The 15,121-nt window shown below is 55.0% G+C and carries 16 protein-coding genes; 1 reads left to right on the forward strand and 15 read right to left on the reverse strand.

What is annotated here, in order from left to right; genetic code table 11:
• Nucleotides 1-302 precede the first annotated feature (302 nt).
• The 15 genes from spo0A to aroQ form a co-directional block, all read right to left on the reverse strand.
• A complete protein-coding gene (spo0A, locus tag KNP95_RS00775) occupies nucleotides 303-1,034 on the reverse strand; it encodes a sporulation transcription factor Spo0A (RefSeq protein WP_021067694.1) in 732 nt (243 codons plus the stop codon).
• Nucleotides 1,035-2,732: a DNA repair protein RecN gene (gene recN / locus KNP95_RS00780; RefSeq protein WP_214835153.1), complete on the reverse strand. Its 1,698-nt coding sequence runs from the start codon at nucleotides 2,730-2,732 to the stop codon at nucleotides 1,035-1,037.
• 13 nt (nucleotides 2,733-2,745) lie between these two features.
• Nucleotides 2,746-3,195 carry a transcriptional regulator AhrC/ArgR gene (ahrC, locus tag KNP95_RS00785; protein ID WP_021067696.1) on the reverse strand — a complete coding sequence of 150 codons (450 nt, stop codon included), beginning with the start codon at nucleotides 3,193-3,195 and terminating at the stop codon, nucleotides 2,746-2,748.
• Nucleotides 3,196-3,336: 141 nt separating this feature from the next.
• The gene (locus KNP95_RS00790; protein ID WP_029595275.1) at nucleotides 3,337-4,158 is read right to left on the reverse strand and encodes a TlyA family RNA methyltransferase; all 822 of its coding nucleotides are present in this window, start codon (nucleotides 4,156-4,158) and stop codon (nucleotides 3,337-3,339) included.
• 6 nt (nucleotides 4,159-4,164) lie between these two features.
• Nucleotides 4,165-6,057: a 1-deoxy-D-xylulose-5-phosphate synthase gene (dxs, locus tag KNP95_RS00795; RefSeq protein ID WP_058764538.1), complete on the reverse strand. Its 1,893-nt coding sequence runs from the start codon at nucleotides 6,055-6,057 to the stop codon at nucleotides 4,165-4,167.
• A 123-nt stretch (nucleotides 6,058-6,180) separates the two neighbouring features.
• Complete coding sequence (locus KNP95_RS00800; RefSeq protein WP_214756510.1) at nucleotides 6,181-7,059, reverse strand: polyprenyl synthetase family protein; 879 nt, start codon at nucleotides 7,057-7,059, stop codon at nucleotides 6,181-6,183.
• The gene (gene xseB, locus KNP95_RS00805; protein WP_029595272.1) at nucleotides 7,056-7,286 is read right to left on the reverse strand and encodes an exodeoxyribonuclease VII small subunit; all 231 of its coding nucleotides are present in this window, start codon (nucleotides 7,284-7,286) and stop codon (nucleotides 7,056-7,058) included. The genes KNP95_RS00800 and xseB overlap by 4 nt, the downstream gene beginning before the upstream one ends.
• Nucleotides 7,255-8,604 carry an exodeoxyribonuclease VII large subunit gene (gene xseA, locus KNP95_RS00810; protein WP_058763891.1) on the reverse strand — a complete coding sequence of 450 codons (1,350 nt, stop codon included), beginning with the start codon at nucleotides 8,602-8,604 and terminating at the stop codon, nucleotides 7,255-7,257. Before xseA ends, xseB begins: the two co-directional genes overlap by 32 nt.
• On the reverse strand, nucleotides 8,597-9,433 hold the full coding sequence (gene folD / locus KNP95_RS00815; RefSeq protein WP_214835154.1) for a bifunctional methylenetetrahydrofolate dehydrogenase/methenyltetrahydrofolate cyclohydrolase FolD: 837 nt from the start codon (nucleotides 9,431-9,433) through the stop codon (nucleotides 8,597-8,599). The genes xseA and folD overlap by 8 nt, the downstream gene beginning before the upstream one ends.
• An 88-nt stretch (nucleotides 9,434-9,521) precedes the next feature.
• Nucleotides 9,522-9,905 (reverse strand): transcription antitermination factor NusB, encoded by a 384-nt coding sequence (gene nusB / locus KNP95_RS00820; protein WP_021067703.1) that lies wholly within the window; start codon nucleotides 9,903-9,905, stop codon nucleotides 9,522-9,524.
• 112 nt (nucleotides 9,906-10,017) lie between these two features.
• Nucleotides 10,018-11,361 carry an acetyl-CoA carboxylase biotin carboxylase subunit gene (accC, locus tag KNP95_RS00825; protein ID WP_021067704.1) on the reverse strand — a complete coding sequence of 448 codons (1,344 nt, stop codon included), beginning with the start codon at nucleotides 11,359-11,361 and terminating at the stop codon, nucleotides 10,018-10,020.
• Nucleotides 11,362-11,368: 7 nt separating this feature from the next.
• Nucleotides 11,369-11,824 (reverse strand): acetyl-CoA carboxylase biotin carboxyl carrier protein, encoded by a 456-nt coding sequence (gene accB / locus KNP95_RS00830; RefSeq protein WP_214714649.1) that lies wholly within the window; start codon nucleotides 11,822-11,824, stop codon nucleotides 11,369-11,371.
• 112 nt (nucleotides 11,825-11,936) lie between these two features.
• Nucleotides 11,937-12,503: an elongation factor P gene (efp, locus tag KNP95_RS00835; protein WP_021067706.1), complete on the reverse strand. Its 567-nt coding sequence runs from the start codon at nucleotides 12,501-12,503 to the stop codon at nucleotides 11,937-11,939.
• A gap of 29 nt (nucleotides 12,504-12,532) precedes the next feature.
• The gene (locus KNP95_RS00840) at nucleotides 12,533-13,600 is read right to left on the reverse strand and encodes a M24 family metallopeptidase (protein WP_031200299.1); all 1,068 of its coding nucleotides are present in this window, start codon (nucleotides 13,598-13,600) and stop codon (nucleotides 12,533-12,535) included.
• On the reverse strand, nucleotides 13,596-14,033 hold the full coding sequence (gene aroQ, locus KNP95_RS00845; RefSeq protein WP_021067708.1) for a type II 3-dehydroquinate dehydratase: 438 nt from the start codon (nucleotides 14,031-14,033) through the stop codon (nucleotides 13,596-13,598). The genes KNP95_RS00840 and aroQ overlap by 5 nt, the downstream gene beginning before the upstream one ends.
• A 142-nt stretch (nucleotides 14,034-14,175) precedes the next feature.
• Here aroQ and KNP95_RS00850 point away from each other — a divergent pair, with 142 nt between their 5' ends.
• On the forward strand, nucleotides 14,176-15,120 hold the full coding sequence (locus KNP95_RS00850; RefSeq protein WP_214835155.1) for a DUF1385 domain-containing protein: 945 nt from the start codon (nucleotides 14,176-14,178) through the stop codon (nucleotides 15,118-15,120).
• Nucleotide 15,121: the final 1 nt, after the last annotated feature.

Consider the following 15,121-nt stretch of genomic DNA (forward strand, 5'->3'; position numbering starts at 1 on the left):
TTTCCCCGGTCACGGTCCCTAGCTTCGAACTCGATGCCGGAATCGCCTCGCGAATGAGCGTACGTCGCGACCTCTCGTCGGGACGATGACGATTTGAGATGTCGTTCCCACCTCTGAGCTATTGACGGATAGCGGTCCGAGATGATTTCTTGCTCTAACACGTTCCGGAACACGTTAGAAAGCGTTCATCTGACGCTCGTCCAAGTAACTTGGTACACCTTTATTATAACAAGTTCCGCATGATTTGCAAGCGCTTTCTTTCACAAAGTAAAAGAAAATCAGGAGGCGGGTCTCCTGATCGATTATTGCTGTTTAAACGATTGATACGTGACGAAATACGAGATGAATTCCGAGTTTTTCGGACTGCGCTCGCGCTCGGGGCGACCGTTGAACATCTCGTGGTCCCGCATCCCGTTCTCCCACGCCGTCTTGATGGCGTGGCGCATCGCCCGCTCGACGCGGGACGAGGTCGTCTCATGCTCTTTCGCGATCATCGGATAGAGCTCCTTCGTAATCAATCCGAGCAGCTCCTGACGCTCTCGGACGTAGACGACGGCTTGGCGGATATATTTGAACCCTTTGATGCGCGGCGAGATGCCGAGTTGTTGCAGCAAGAGCGAGATGTCGAGTTCTTCCGGCGACATCGCTTCGAACTCACGGCTCGAACCGGCAGCGAGTTCGCGGATTTTCGTGATCAATTGTTGAATGTTGAACGGCTTGACCAGAAAGTAAGAAGCGCCGAGTTGAACGGCCTGCTTCGTGACTTCATCTTTCCCGAACGCACTGAGCATAATCACTTCTGGTTTAGCGTGCGCCAATTCCGTCTGTAACCGTTCGAGGACGCCGATGCCGTCTAAGTGAGGCATGATGATGTCGAGCAACAGCACGTCCGGCTGGTGTGTCTTGACGACGTCTAAGCATGCCTCGCCGTCGTAGGCGGTCCCAACGACTTTTAAGTCGTCTTCGGACTCGAGTTGGCGGGTCAACAAATCGACGATTTCTCGATTGTCGTCCGCGATGCATAATGTAATCAATTAAGACACCCCTTCGATAAACTTCCGTTTTAATTGGAGAGACATAGTGAGCAGTTCCTCCACGTGTTGTTTCGTCAATTCCGTCATCTGCGCCCCAGCAATCATCCGTCCGAGCTCATCGACCCGTTCGGCATGCCCGAGCGTCGAGACGTTCGTCTTCGTGCGCTCATCCGTCTCCGTCTTCGTGATATACAAGTGTTGGTCCGCCATGGCGGCCACTTGAGCCAAATGGGTGATGCAGAGCACTTGTGACCCGACCGACAACCGGAAAATCTTCTCGCCCATCGCTTGGGCGACCCGTCCCGACACGCCTGTGTCGACTTCGTCGAAGATGATGGACGCGACACCGACCGTGCGCGAGAAAATCGACTTCAACGCGAGCATGACGCGGGATAGTTCTCCGCCTGAAGCGACTTTGGCGAGCGGCTTGAACGGTTCGCCGACGTTCGTCATCATATAGAACTCGATTTGGTCGAGTCCGTCTGCCTTGAACGGCCCTTCTTTGAACCGGACTTCGAACTGGGTCTTCTCCATATACAATTCCTTCAATTCACGCTGAATCGCTTTCTCGAGCTCGGTCGCCGCTTGTTTGCGGGCCGCCGATAACGCTAGTCCGGTCGTACGCACTTTTTGTTCGAGCTGGGCGAGCCGGTCCGATAGTTCTTGCAAGTGTTCTTCCCGATTCGTCATCGATTTTAACTCGTCGGCGATTTTTTCCCCATACGTGATGACCTCGTCGATCGTGGCCCCGTATTTCCGTTTCAACTGTTGGAACAAGGCGAGCCTCGTCTCAATTTCATCGAGCCGAATCGGATCAAATTCGAGTGAATCGAGCTGATCGCGCAACTGGAATTTGGCGTCCTCGAGCAAGAAATAAGCGTTCGAGATCGTTTCGGCCATCGGCGCGAGCGAAGTCGACAATGAGGAAGCTTCCTCCATCTCGCGCATGGCGATCCCGATTTGATCGAGACCTTTCGCCTCATCCGCGACGGCCTCATACGATAACCGGACGTGCTGATGAATCCGCTCGAAGTTGGCGAGCTCGTTCCGTTCCTCGGTGAGCGCCTGTTCTTCCCCGACCTTCAGTTCAGCCGCCTCAATCTCATTCGTCTGGAACGCGAGCAGGTCCATGCGCTGGGCCAGTTCTTGTTCGCTTTGACTCAATCGTTTCAACTCGTCGGCGACGTTCTTCCAATCGACGTAAGCCTCTCGATAACGTTCGAGGAGCGGGGCGAGCTCGGTTTCGGCAAAACTATCTAAAATGCCGAGATGGTATTCGGCATCCATCAAGTGCTGGTGCTCATGCTGGCCATGAATATCGACGAGTAGCCGTCCGAGCTCGCGAAGCGTCGACAGCGGCATCATCTTGCCGTTGACACGGCAAACACTCTTTCCGCTACTATGTAGGTCGCGGCGCAAAATGACGGTCCCTTCTTCAATCTCGATGCCGTATTGGGTCGCCGCCTCGATGATCGGATGGTCTGGTTCGACGTTGAACAGCCCTTCGATCTCCGCCTTGTCTTGGCCATAGCGGACGAACTCGCTCGAGCCGCGGCCCCCGACGAGCAGGCCGATCGCATCGAGCAAGATTGATTTCCCGGCTCCGGTCTCACCCGTCAATACGGTCATCCCACGTTTGAACGTGATATTCAGTTCATCGATGATCGCAAATTGTTTGATCGATAGTTCTGCTAACATACGATAGTTCACCTCATAACATTCCGAGTAGTCGTTCGATGATTCGCTTTGCCTGGTCTTCGTCGCGGGCGATCATCAAAATCGTATCATCGCCACACACCGTCCCAATCAATTCATCCCATGACAAATGGTCAATCAAGACACCGATTGCATCCGCATTGCCCGGTAATACTTTCATGACGACCAAGTTTTGGGCCGAGTCGACCGAGACGAAACTGTCGCCGAGGATCCGTTTCATCTTGCCGTACGGGTTGAAGCGTTGATCGGCCGGAAGGCTATACTTATAGCGCCCGTCGTTGAGCGGTACTTTCACGAGATGGAGCTCTTTGATGTCCCTTGACACTGTTGCCTGGGTCACTGGATATCCAGAGCGATGCAGCTCGTCGACGAGCTCGTCTTGCGTCTCGATTTCACGGTTTGTCACGATTTCTCGAATCTTAATCAAGCGCTGTCCTTTATTCATACTCGCTGACACCTCATTTTATGTTTCACATACTCAGTATCATTCTAAAGTATTGTCGAAAAAAGGTCTAGCATTCGCAGGATGATTTCCCCAGTCGGTCGCATTCGCGCATGAAAAAGCTGCAGACGAAACGTCTGCAGCTCAAGCGTTCTTCTTCAATTGCGCGTGGGCGGCGTCGATGACCGCGTCCACGTCGATGGCTGGGTCGACACTGCCGACACCGGTGAAACGGGCGAACAATAAGAATTCGATATTCCCATCCCCTCCGGTAATCGGTGAAAAGTCGAGTCCCGCGACTTCGAATCCTTCCGAGGCGAAGTAACGGACCATGTCGTCGACGACCCGTTCATGGATGGCGCGGTCCCGGACGATGCCTTTTTTGCCGACATCGGCCTTCCCTGCCTCAAATTGCGGTTTGACGAGCGCCATGACGATGCCGTTAGGCTTCAAGATCGTCTTCAACGGCGGAATCATGAGCCGAAGTGAGATGAACGAGACATCGATCGTCGCGAAATCCGGCGTCACCGGGAACTGGTCAGCGGTCGCATGGCGGAAGTTCATCCGCTCCATGACGACGACACGGTCATCGCTCCGAAGTTTCCACGCCAACTGGTTATAGCCGACGTCGACGGCATACATTTGCGTGGCCCCGTTTTGGAGCGCACAATCGGTGAAACCGCCTGTCGATGAGCCGATATCGATGCCGATGTTACCAGCCACATCGAACGGGAAGACTTGGAGCGCTTTTTCAAGCTTCAGTCCGCCCCGTCCGACGTATGGCAACACTTGGCCTTTCACTTCGAGCGGGATGTCGTCGAACACTTTGTCGCCCGCCTTGTCGAGCCGTTCGGTCCCGCTATAGACGAGCCCGGCCATGACAGACCGCTTCGCCTTCTCTCTCGTCTCCGCTAAGCCGCGGTCGACGAGGAGCACATCTAATCTAGTTTTCTTTCGTTTTTCCATAGTTCCTCACACATTCTGTCGATTTGTCACTTGAACGAACTGCTGAACCGAGTCAGCGATTTGCGTCGGACGGAGCCCGATTTCTTCGAGCAGCTGATTGACGCCGCCGTGTTCGATATAGCGGTCCGGAATGCCGAGTCGGAGCACACGCGGGAACTGCCCAGCATCGCTCGCATGTTCGAGCACGCTGCTGCCGAAGCCTCCGGCGAGCGCCGCTTCCTCTAACGTGACGAGCGGGATGCCTTCCGCATATAAAGCGGAGAGCATAACATCGTCGAGCGGTTTAATCGTCCGAGCGTTGATGACGCGGACGCTCACTTGTCCTTCAAGCAGCGCGCGTACTTCGAGCGCGTCTTGCACTTGTGGACCGAACGTCAAGATGGCGACGTCCGTCCCGTCTGCAACCGTCTCCCAGACGTCGAGCGGCAATTCGCGGAGCGTCTCGCTCATCGGTGTGCCGATTCCTTCACCACGCGGGAAGCGGACGGCAATTGGACCGTCATCATACTTCAGCGCTGAATAGACGAGATGTTGCAACTCTTCCTCGTCTTTCGCCATCAAGATGCGAATGTTCGGGACATGACGCATAAAGGCGATATCGAATACCCCTTGGTGCGTCTCCCCGTCCGCTCCGACGAGACCAGAACGATCGATTGTGAAGACGACGTTCAAGTTTTGACGGCAAATGTCGTGCACGAGCTGATCATAGGCGCGTTGGAAGAACGTCGAATAAATCGAGACGACCGGCTTCAAGCCTTGTGTCGCCTGTCCTCCGGCCAATGTGACCGCATGCTGTTCGGCGATGCCGACGTCAAACATCCGCTCCGGGAATTGTTTGTTGAAGCAATCGAGTTTCGAGCCGACGCTCATCGCGGGTGTGATGAGTGTCACGCGCTCGTCCGTCTCGGCGACTTTCGTGATCGTCTCAGCGACGACCTTCGAATAGCTCGGTCCTTTGACCTTGCCTTTGATGACTTCGCCCGACTCGATTTTATACGGTCCGAGGCCGTGCCACGTGCCGACACCATCGAGCTCGGCCGGGCGATAGCCCTTGCCTTTTTTCGTGATGACGTGGACGATGACAGGTCCATCGATTTTCTTGGCATATTCGAGCGTCTCAAGCAGGTCGCGTAAATCGTGACCGTCTGTCGGTCCGAAGTACGTGAATCCGAGCTCTTCGAAGAACGTCCCCGGGATGAGCGCTGATTTTAACATATCCTTCACGCGTTCCCCGCTCCGTTCGAGCGAGTTGCCGACGATCGGGATATGTTTGATGAGCGTCTCGACTTCCTCACGGGCGTGTTTCAGTTTACGAGACGAGCGCATCCGACCGAGCATGTTGTGCAAGGCACCGACGTTCGGGGCGATTGACATCTCATTGTCGTTCAAGATGACGATGACGTTTTGTTTCTCGGCGCCGATATGGTTGAGTGCTTCGAGCGCCATTCCCCCTGTGAGCGCCCCGTCCCCGATGATGGCGATGGCCCGGTCGTTCGCGCGCCCTTTCAATTCGTTCGCGATGGCGATTCCCATCGCGGCCGATAAGGACGTCGAGCTGTGCCCCGTCTCCCAGACGTCATGATCACTCTCACAACGCTTCGGGAATCCGCATAAGCCGTTGTATTGACGGAGCGTGTCGAACTGACTCGTTCGTCCTGTCAAGATTTTGTGGACGTAGGCTTGATGCCCCACATCCCATACGAGTTGGTCTTTCGGACTGTCAAATACACGGTGCAAGGCAAGCGTCAATTCGACAACCCCTAGGTTTGGTCCCAAGTGCCCTCCCGTTTCAGCCAATTTTTCAATCAAAAACCGTCTGATGTCCGCTCCGAGTGCTTCTAACTCGGGTACCGACATCTTTTTTAAGAATGACGGGTCTTGAATGGATGTCAAGTCCATGATGACCATCCTTTCTCCTGTCTTATTACTGATTCGTACCTTACATTTTACAAGAATGTGTCCATAGATGCTATACATTCACAAAAACAAAGGTGACACGATGTGCTCATCGTGTCACCGAGATTAATGATTGCGCTGCACGACGAAGTCGAGAAGCTCTCGTAAACGGGGGGCCTCGACCGATAGTTCGGCCAATGCGGCCTCACTTTCCGTGACTTCCCGTTCGAGCGCTTGCTTCGCCCCATCGAGCCCGAGCAGTTTCGGATACGTCGCTTTATCGTTGCCTTCGTCCGAACCGACCCGCTTCCCGATGAGCGCCTCGTCTCCTTCGACGTCTAAAATATCGTCTTGGATTTGGAAGGCGACACCGAGATGTTTCCCGAAGCGAACGAGCGCCTGTCGGTCCGCCAATGGGGCGTCCGCCAAAATCGCGCCTGCTTCGAGGGCATATACGAGCAGTGCCCCCGTCTTTCGCTCATGAATCGATTGCAAGGTCGACAGCGACACGCCGGCGCGTTTTTCGGCGAGCATGTCATCGAGCTGACCACCGACCATGCCGGCGCTGCCGGCCGCTTCACTGAAGCGGGCGATGAGCGCGACGCTCTTCACTGGTTCGAGCTCCGCATGGGCCAGAATCCGAAACGCGTCCGTCAATAGGGCGTCGCCTGCGAGAATCGCGGTCGCCTCATCGAACTGACGGTGATTCGTCGGACGCCCACGCCTTACGTCGTCATCATCCATCGCCGGAAGGTCGTCGTGGATGAGCGAGTACGTGTGGACCATCTCGAGGGCGACGGCCGCTTCATGACCGAGCGCCCGCGGACGTCCGTATGTATCGAGGACGGCATAAAGGAGAGCCGGACGAATCCGTTTCCCCCCTGCCTCGAGTGAGTACGTCATCGATTGGAATAAACGCTCCGGCATCGACGACGCGTCAATGAGACGGCGTGTCGCCGTCTCGACTTCCTGTTTCCACTCTTGAAGATAGGCTTGCGCGCTCATACGGTGCCACCCTTTTCACGGAGCGTCCCGTCGAGTTCGAGAATCTCGTCCATCTTCTGTTCCGCGGCCGTCAATTTGGCCTGACAGAGTGCCGACAAGCGGACACCTTCCTCATAGAGGGTCATCGCTTCTTCAAGGGCGACTTCTCCTGTCTCGAGTTGCGTCACGATTTCCTCGAGGCGGGCGAGTGCCGCTTCAAACGTCTGTTCTGCTTGTTGTTTCGCCATCATGTCTCTCCTTCACTTCCGCAACGGCTTGGCCATCCCGAAACCGGATTGTCACAAGGCCGTCATGTAGTTGTTTGACATCTTTCACGTACGTCCCATCCTGCTCAATCAACGTATATCCTCGAGCGAGCACGGCGAGAGGACTGACCGCGTTCAAGCGACCGACTTGGGCTGCAAAGCGGTCCGTCGGTCGTTCGAGTGGCCGGATGCGCTTGAGGCGACCGTCGAATTGTCGGTGTGTCTCCTCGTTGCGACGAAGCGTCTGCGCCAGCTTTCGGACATCGAGCTGTTGTCGGGACTGGGCAAGGCGATGTTTGGCATGTGTCACTTGTTTCGTGACACCTTGTTCGAGCCGAATCTCGGCTTGTTCGAACCGCTCCCGCTTTTGTGTGAGCGTGAAGCGGGGCGACTTTAATCCGTAACTGTTCGTCGCCCGACCGAGCCGTTCCCGAATCGACGACATCTGATTCGTGACGGATCGGGTCAACTGGGCCGTCAACCGTTCGACGTCTTTTCGTTGCGCCTCAATCGTCGCTGTCGCGAGCTCTGCCGCCGCCGTCGGTGTCGCGGCCCGCACGTCGGCGACAAAGTCAGCCAACGTGAAATCGGTCTCGTGCCCGACAGCCGAGATGACAGGAATCCTAGATTCGTGAATCGCTTCGACGACGACGTCCTCGTTGAACGCCCATAACTCTTCAATCGATCCGCCACCTCGGCCGACGATTAACACGTCGCAATCGGTGCGTTCGTTCATCCACCGAATCGCGCTCGCCACTTGCGGGGCGGATTGATCGCCCTGGACGGCGACGGGCGCGAACGTGATGGCCACGTGCGGCGCACGTCGTCTGAGTGTCGTGGCGATATCGTGGAGGGCCGCGCCTTTCGGCGAAGTGATAATCCCGATTCGCTCCGGGAAGGCCGGCAGCGGACGTTTACGTTCCGCTGCGAACCATCCCTTCGCCTCGAGTTCACGTTTTCGTGCCTCATACCGTTCGAACAACATCCCGATGCCGTCCTGTCGCATCAGTTCGACATACAGTTGGATGTCGCCTGTCGACTCGTACATCGTCACGCGGGCGACGACGATCACATTCATCCCGTCTTTCGGTTCGAAGTTGAGCGTCCGGGCGTCACGAGAGAACATGACCGCCTTCATCCGCGACGATTCGTCTTTGAGGGTGAAATAACAGTGCCCGGAGGCGTACCGTTTGAAGTTCGAAATCTCGCCGATGACGGCAAGTTGTTGCAGAATCGGGTCATCGTCGAGCTGTCGCTTCACGTAGCGGACGACTTCGGAAACTTGAATCGGATTAGCCACGAGAGGCGACCTCGACCGTGTTGTGCATGAGCATCGTAATCGTCATCGGGCCGACACCACCCGGAACAGGGGTGATGGCGCTCGCGACATCACGGACACCTGCAAAGTCGACATCCCCGACGAGACGACTGTCGACGCGGTTGACACCGACATCGATGACGATCGCCCCAGGTTTGACCATGTCAGCTGTGACGAGACCGGCCCGACCGACGGCGACAATCAAAATATCGGCCTGCCGTGTCATCGCCCCGAGATCATTCGTCTTCGAATGGCAGTAGGTCACGGTCGCGGATTCGTTCAAGAACAGCATCCCGACCGGTTTCCCGACGATTTGGCTGCGACCGACGACGACGACGTGCTTGCCGACCAAGTCGGTCTGCGTCTTGACGAGGTGCAGAATCCCGTGCGGTGTACATGGCAATAGCGTCTCGAGACCGAGCATCATCTTCCCGACATTCGTCGGATGGAACCCATCCACGTCTTTGTCCGGTGAGATGCGCATAATGACGCGATTCTCATCGATATGCTTCGGCAACGGCAACTGCACGAGAATACCGTGCAACTCGTCGTCCGCGTTCATCGAATCAATCAGTTCGAGCACTTCACGTTCTGAAATCGTGTCATCGAAGCGAATCACTTGCGAATCGATGCCGATGTCAGCCGCTGCCCGTTCTTTCCCCCGGACGTAGCTGTGGCTCGCCGGATCATCCCCGATTAAAATGACTTTCAGTTTCGGTACGATGCCGCACGCGCGCAGCGCACTGACCCGTTCCTTTAACGTCTCCCGATATGATGCTGCGATTTGTTTCCCGTCGATCACTACTGCCATCTCTCTCATCCCCCGTTGTCTTAGGTTTCTCTGTAGTTGGTGTGGTGTCTTCTCTATTTGTTTAACAGACCGTAATGCTTGTCTTCGCTTACGCTTTGATGATGTTACCGAGCACGCCGTTGACGAGCTTGGCCGCTTCTTCATCGGCGAATGATTTGGCGAGTTCGACCGCCTCGTTGATCGTCACTTTGTCTGGAATCGTCTCGACGTAGAGCAACTCGTACGTCGCCATGCGAAGAATCGTCCGCTCGACATTTCCAAGACGATCGAGTCTCCAGTTTTTCAAGTTTTCGATGAGCAATTCGTCAATCTCATCTTTCTTTTCTAACGTCTCAACGACGAGTTGTTCGTAGAATGGATCCGACTCCATGCCATCGAGGGCAAATTCGATGGCCTCGTCTACCTCAAGTTTTGATACTTCGATTTGAAAAAGCGTTTGAATCGCTTTTTCCCGTGCTTCATGACGTTTCATTCAGATACTCTCCTTTTGCATGCTTTCATTGTGATAGTTTAGCATAAAGCCTCCATAAATTCAGTACAAAAAACCAGGAAGCCCAAATAATGTTCGGGCTTCCTGGTCAAGGTCATTTCGTGAGCGTCATTTCTTTTTCGACAAATTTCGTGTCGAACGCCCCTGTTCGAAAACGTTCATGGGCCATGACTTGTTGATGGAACGGGATCGTCGTGTGGATGCCCGATACGGTGAACTCGTCGAGGGCGCGAAGCATTTTCGCGATCGCCTCTTCCCGAGTCGGGGCATGGACGATCAGCTTCGCCACCATCGAATCATAGAACGGCGGGATGACGGCACCGGCATAGAGACCGCTGTCGACCCGGACGCCCATGCCGCCAGGAACGATATACTGATCGATTTTCCCGGCCATCGGACGGAAATCTGCAAACGGATCTTCCGCATTGATGCGACATTCGATCGAGTGACCACTAAATTTGATGTCCGCCTGGCTGATGGCAAGCGGATGTCCAAGCGCGACTTCGAGTTGTGCTTGGACGAGGTCGAAGCCGGTGATCATTTCGGTGACCGGGTGTTCGACTTGGATTCGCGTGTTCATCTCCATGAAGTAAAACTCGTTCACTTCCGGTACGTAAATGAACTCGATTGTACCCGCACCCGAATACTGAATCGCTTTGGCCGCTTTCACGGCTGCGTCGCCCATCGCTTGACGGGTCGTCTCATCGATTGCCGGAGACGGCGCTTCCTCGACCAACTTCTGCATCCGGCGCTGAATCGTACAGTCCCGCTCCCCGAGGTGGATGACGTTGCCGTATTGATCGGCGAGCACTTGCACCTCGACGTGGCGGAACGACTCAATGTATTTCTCCAAATAGACGTCGCCGTTGCCGAACGCCTGCTTCGCTTCTTTACGTGTGTCGGTGAGCCCTTTCACGAGCTCAGACTCGTCGAAGGCGACACGGATTCCACGTCCTCCGCCTCCGGCCGTCGCCTTGATGATGACCGGATATCCAATCTCGCGGGCGAGTTCGATCGCTTCCTCGTCGGTGACGACACCACTCGACCCCGGGACGACCGGAACGCCCGATTCGATCATCGTTCGTTTCGCCTCGTCCTTGATGCCCATCTTCCGAATCGCATAGCTACTCGGTCCGACGAACTGGATGCCGCACGCCTCGCTCATTTCGGCGAACTCGGCGTTCTCGGCCAAGAAACCATAACCTGGATGAATCATCGTCGCATCGACCGCGCACGCGACCGACAAGATGTTCGGGATATTCAAATATGAGTCTTTCGACGGGTTCGGTCCGATGCAGTATGCCTCATCGGCAAGACGGACGTGCAACGCCTCGCGGTCCGCTTCCGAGAAGACAGCGACCGTCGGGATATTCAACTCTTTCGCGGCCCGGATGATGCGGACCGCAATCTCTCCACGGTTAGCAATGAGTAGTTTCATACATACCTCACTTCACGCTGAAGAGCGCTTGGCCGTATTCGACTAAATCGCCATCTGCGACGAGGATCTCGACGATCTCCCCGCTGATTTCCGTCTCGACATCATTGAACAATTTCATCGCTTCTAAAATACAGACGACCTGTCCGGCTTCGACGCGGTCGCCGACTTGAACGTAAGCGTCTTTGTCCGGTGCCGGACGCGAATAGAACGTCCCGACCATCGGTGACGTGATCGTGCGCAAGTTGCTCGGCGCAGGTGTTGGTGCCGCCTCTTGTTCTGTCTCGACGACTGGCACAGGTGCTGCGACCGGGGCCGCGTGCACGATCGGTGTATGAGTAGCGGCGAATTGCGGGGCCGCTTCTTTTTTCAATGAAAGTTTAAACTCCGGCGTCTCGAGTTCCATCTCGTGAACGGACGTCTGATCGAGTAATGTGATCAGCTCTTTAATGTGTTCGATTTGCATGAAATAACCCCCTGTTTATACCTGGTACTAATCTCTACTCTACTATAACTGGTCAGACCAGTGAATGCAACGACAAAAAAAGGGCCCATTCCGAAGAATGGACACCCTTGGTTTACCCGTTATAGCGACCCGTGAACTCGCCTGTGCGCGTGTCGACCGTTACTTTTTCGCCTGGCTCGATGAAGAGCGGCACTTGAATGATGTGGCCCGTTTCGACAGTCGCGTTTTTCTTCACGTTCGATGCCGTGTCGCCTTTGACGCCTGGATCGGCTTCGACAATCGTCAAGACGACCGTCGTCGGAAGCTCGATTCCGAGAATCTCACCGTCGTAGTCAGCGATACTTACTTCCATGTTCTCGAGCATGTACGGGAGCGCCGCTTTCACTTGCTCGCCCGTCAATTCGAGCTGTTCATACGACTCTGTGTCCATGAACACGTACGTATCGCCCATCGGATAGAGGTACTGCATGCGTTTCCGTTCGATGTGCGCACGTTCGATGCGCTCGCCACCACGGAACGTCGTCTCTTGAATCGCGCCTGTGCGCAAGTTACGCATTTTCGTGCGGACGAAGGCCGCGCCTTTACCTGGCTTGACGTGTTGGAATTCGATGACTTGCCAAATCGAACCGTCAGACGTCTTGACCGTTAAGCCTGTTTTTAAATCGTTTACTGATACCATGTTGATTTCCTCCTAAAATGAGCTGAGACTCAAGCCTCAATCGTAATTAACTCTTTTGGCGACTGCGTGAGACGGATGTTGCCTGTCTCCGTGACGACCACGTCATCCTCGATGCGGCAACCGCCGATCCCGGCGATATAGATACCCGGTTCGATCGTGACGACCATCCCCGGCTCGAGCACCGTCTCCGAACGGAATGACAAGCCTGGTGCCTCATGCACTTCCATACCGAGACCGTGGCCTGTCGAATGTCCGAAGTACTCACCGTAGCCCGCGTCTTTAATCACGTCACGCGTCAATGCGTCCGCCTCGATTCCCGTGATGCCAGCTTTCGTGCCCTCGACACCTGCGAGTTGAGCCCGGAGCACCGTATCGTAAATCGTGCGCAACTCGTCCGAGATGTCCCCGATAGCGAGCGTACGTGTGATATCCGAGCAGTATCCTTGATAGTAGGCACCGAAATCGAGCGTCACGAGTTCTCCCGCCTCGATGACCTTGTCGCTGGCCACACCGTGCGGCAATGCCGAACGATGCCCTGACGCAACGATCATATCGAACGAAGATGAGTCCGCACCTTGGGCCCGCATGAACATTTCCAGTTCATTCGCGACTTCTTTTTCGGTCCGCCCTGGACGGATGAACGTCTGGATGTGCGCAAACGCCGCGTCCGCAATCGCCGCGGCTTCCTTCATTATCTTAATCTCTGACTCATCCTTAATCAAGCGTAGCTTTTCGACGATACCTGACGTCTCGACGAGCTCGGCTGCGACTTCTTTTTCATACGTCCGGAACTGGCCGACCGTCATGTCATCTTGTTCGATGCCGAGGCGCTTCACCGCTTGCTCTGTCACGACTTCCGCCACCGACTTGATGAGCGACGTCTTATGCTCGATGATGTCGAAGCCTTTTACTTGGCTAGCGGCTTGTTCCGTGTAGCGGAAATCCGTGATGAAGCTCGCCGACTGCGCCGTGATTACGAGGACACCGCTCGACCCGGTGAAACCAGATAAGTAGCGAATGTTTTCCCGTTTCGTCACGAGCAATCCGTCGATGCCGTTCGCTTCTAGCTGACCTTGCAGTTTGTTGACCCGTTCAATCATGTCGATTCCTCCAATGTACGAGCAATGCCTGCAACGCGAGCGTATAGCTCGTCAAGCCGAAACCGCTGATGACACCGAGACAAACGGCGGCAAGTTTCGACTCATGACGAAACGACTCCCGTGCATGCACGTTCGAGATATGTACTTCGACGACCGGGGCTTTGATGGCGGCGATGGCATCCCGGAGCGCAATCGACGTATGCGTGTACGCCCCCGCATTAAAGATGACCCCCGCATAATCGTACGCTTCATGGAGCGCGTCGATCAGTTCGCCTTCATGGTTGGATTGGACGAACGTCAACTGAACATCCTCCGGGGCGGCGAGCAATAGCTCCGCCGTCAATCCCTTCAACGAGACGTCCCCGTATACGTCCGGTTCCCGCTTCCCGAGCAGATTCAAATTCGGTCCATTTAAGACGAGTATATGCACAAGTCTTCCCCCCTGTTCGTCAAGTCGCCTCTATTGTAACAAATTTAACGGTTCGTGCGACAATCGACGTTCGTGAGGTTTCGTTTTTTACGTGAATCACGGTATAATTCAACTATATAACTGTAGGAATCGAGGAAATGACATGAAAACTAAACCAATGATTCCCGTCGGTGGTCAGGCGCTCGTGGAAGGCGTCATGTTTCAAGGACGCACCGAGAGCGCTTCGGCGATTCGACGGAAAGACGGGTCTATCGAGACGTTCCAACAGCCCCGCATTCTCGTCCCGTGGGTCCAATCGTTAAAAAAAATCCCATTCCTGCGTGGTGTGGTCGCGCTATACGAATCACTCAAAAATGGTTCGGCCCATATGACGTTCGCAAGCGATCGTTATGACGTCGACCCGAGTGAGGACGAGGCAACGAAACCAGAAGAGAAAAAACAGAACATGTTGATGGTCGTCATGATCGCCATCGTCGGCGTCATCTCATACGTGTTCGGGAAGCTGATTTTCAACGTCACCCCGGCCCTTCTCGCCGCCATGTTCCAAAGCGTGCCCGCATTGTCGGGTCATGTGATTCAAAACCTCCTCGAAGGGGGAATAAAATTAGTATTGTTGCTCAGTTACCTTTATTTGATTTCCTTGACGCCACTTATCCGGCGCGTGTTCCAATATCACGGGGCCGAGCACAAGGTGATCAACTGTTATGAGTCCGGACGACCGATTACCGTCGATAACGTTCGGGCAAGCTCACGCCTCCACTATCGCTGTGGATCGAGTTTCATCCTATTCACCGTTTTCGTCGGCATCGGCGTTTACATGATCGTCCCGATCGACCCCCTCTGGGTCCGACTCGTCAGCCGCATCGCTTTGTTGCCAGTGGTCATCGGCATCTCGTTCGAGGTGCTCCAATTCACAAACCGCTTCCGTGAACATCGCTTCTTGTCCGTTCTCGGCAAGCCTGGGTTGTCTTTACAATTGTTGACGACGCGCGAACCGAATGACGAACAAATCCGTGTCGCCATCGAGGCGTTCGAGACATGGGAACGTTCAGAACTAGGTCAACCGGCCGTGCAAAGAGAGGGATAAA

Origin of the sequence: Exiguobacterium sp. s36, assembly GCF_018618345.1 — a bacterium.
In the GTDB taxonomy this organism is placed as follows: Bacteria; Bacillota; Bacilli; order Exiguobacteriales; family Exiguobacteriaceae; genus Exiguobacterium; species Exiguobacterium chiriqhucha.

Bases quoted from the DNA above. Each gene is read 5' to 3' on its own strand.
- dxs (WP_058764538.1), bottom strand. From the start codon at position 6,057: ATGGACTTGACATCCATTCAAGACCCGTCATTCTTAAAAAAGATGTCG.
- folD (WP_214835154.1), bottom strand. From the start codon at position 9,433: ATGGCAGTAGTGATCGACGGGAAACAAATCGCAGCATCATATCGGGAG.
- xseB (WP_029595272.1), bottom strand. From the start codon at position 7,286: ATGGCGAAACAACAAGCAGAACAGACGTTTGAAGCGGCACTCGCCCGC.
- recN (WP_214835153.1), bottom strand. From the start codon at position 2,732: ATGTTAGCAGAACTATCGATCAAACAATTTGCGATCATCGATGAACTG.
- efp (WP_021067706.1), bottom strand. From the start codon at position 12,503: ATGGTATCAGTAAACGATTTAAAAACAGGCTTAACGGTCAAGACGTCT.
- nusB (WP_021067703.1), bottom strand. From the start codon at position 9,905: ATGAAACGTCATGAAGCACGGGAAAAAGCGATTCAAACGCTTTTTCAA.
- accC (WP_021067704.1), bottom strand. From the start codon at position 11,361: ATGAAACTACTCATTGCTAACCGTGGAGAGATTGCGGTCCGCATCATC.
- ahrC (WP_021067696.1), bottom strand. From the start codon at position 3,195: ATGAATAAAGGACAGCGCTTGATTAAGATTCGAGAAATCGTGACAAAC.
- KNP95_RS00790 (WP_029595275.1), bottom strand. From the start codon at position 4,158: ATGGAAAAACGAAAGAAAACTAGATTAGATGTGCTCCTCGTCGACCGC.
- KNP95_RS00800 (WP_214756510.1), bottom strand. From the start codon at position 7,059: ATGAGCGCGCAAGCCTATCTTCAAGAGTGGAAACAGGAAGTCGAGACG.
- KNP95_RS00850 (WP_214835155.1), top strand. From the start codon at position 14,176: ATGAAAACTAAACCAATGATTCCCGTCGGTGGTCAGGCGCTCGTGGAA.
- accB (WP_214714649.1), bottom strand. From the start codon at position 11,824: ATGCAAATCGAACACATTAAAGAGCTGATCACATTACTCGATCAGACG.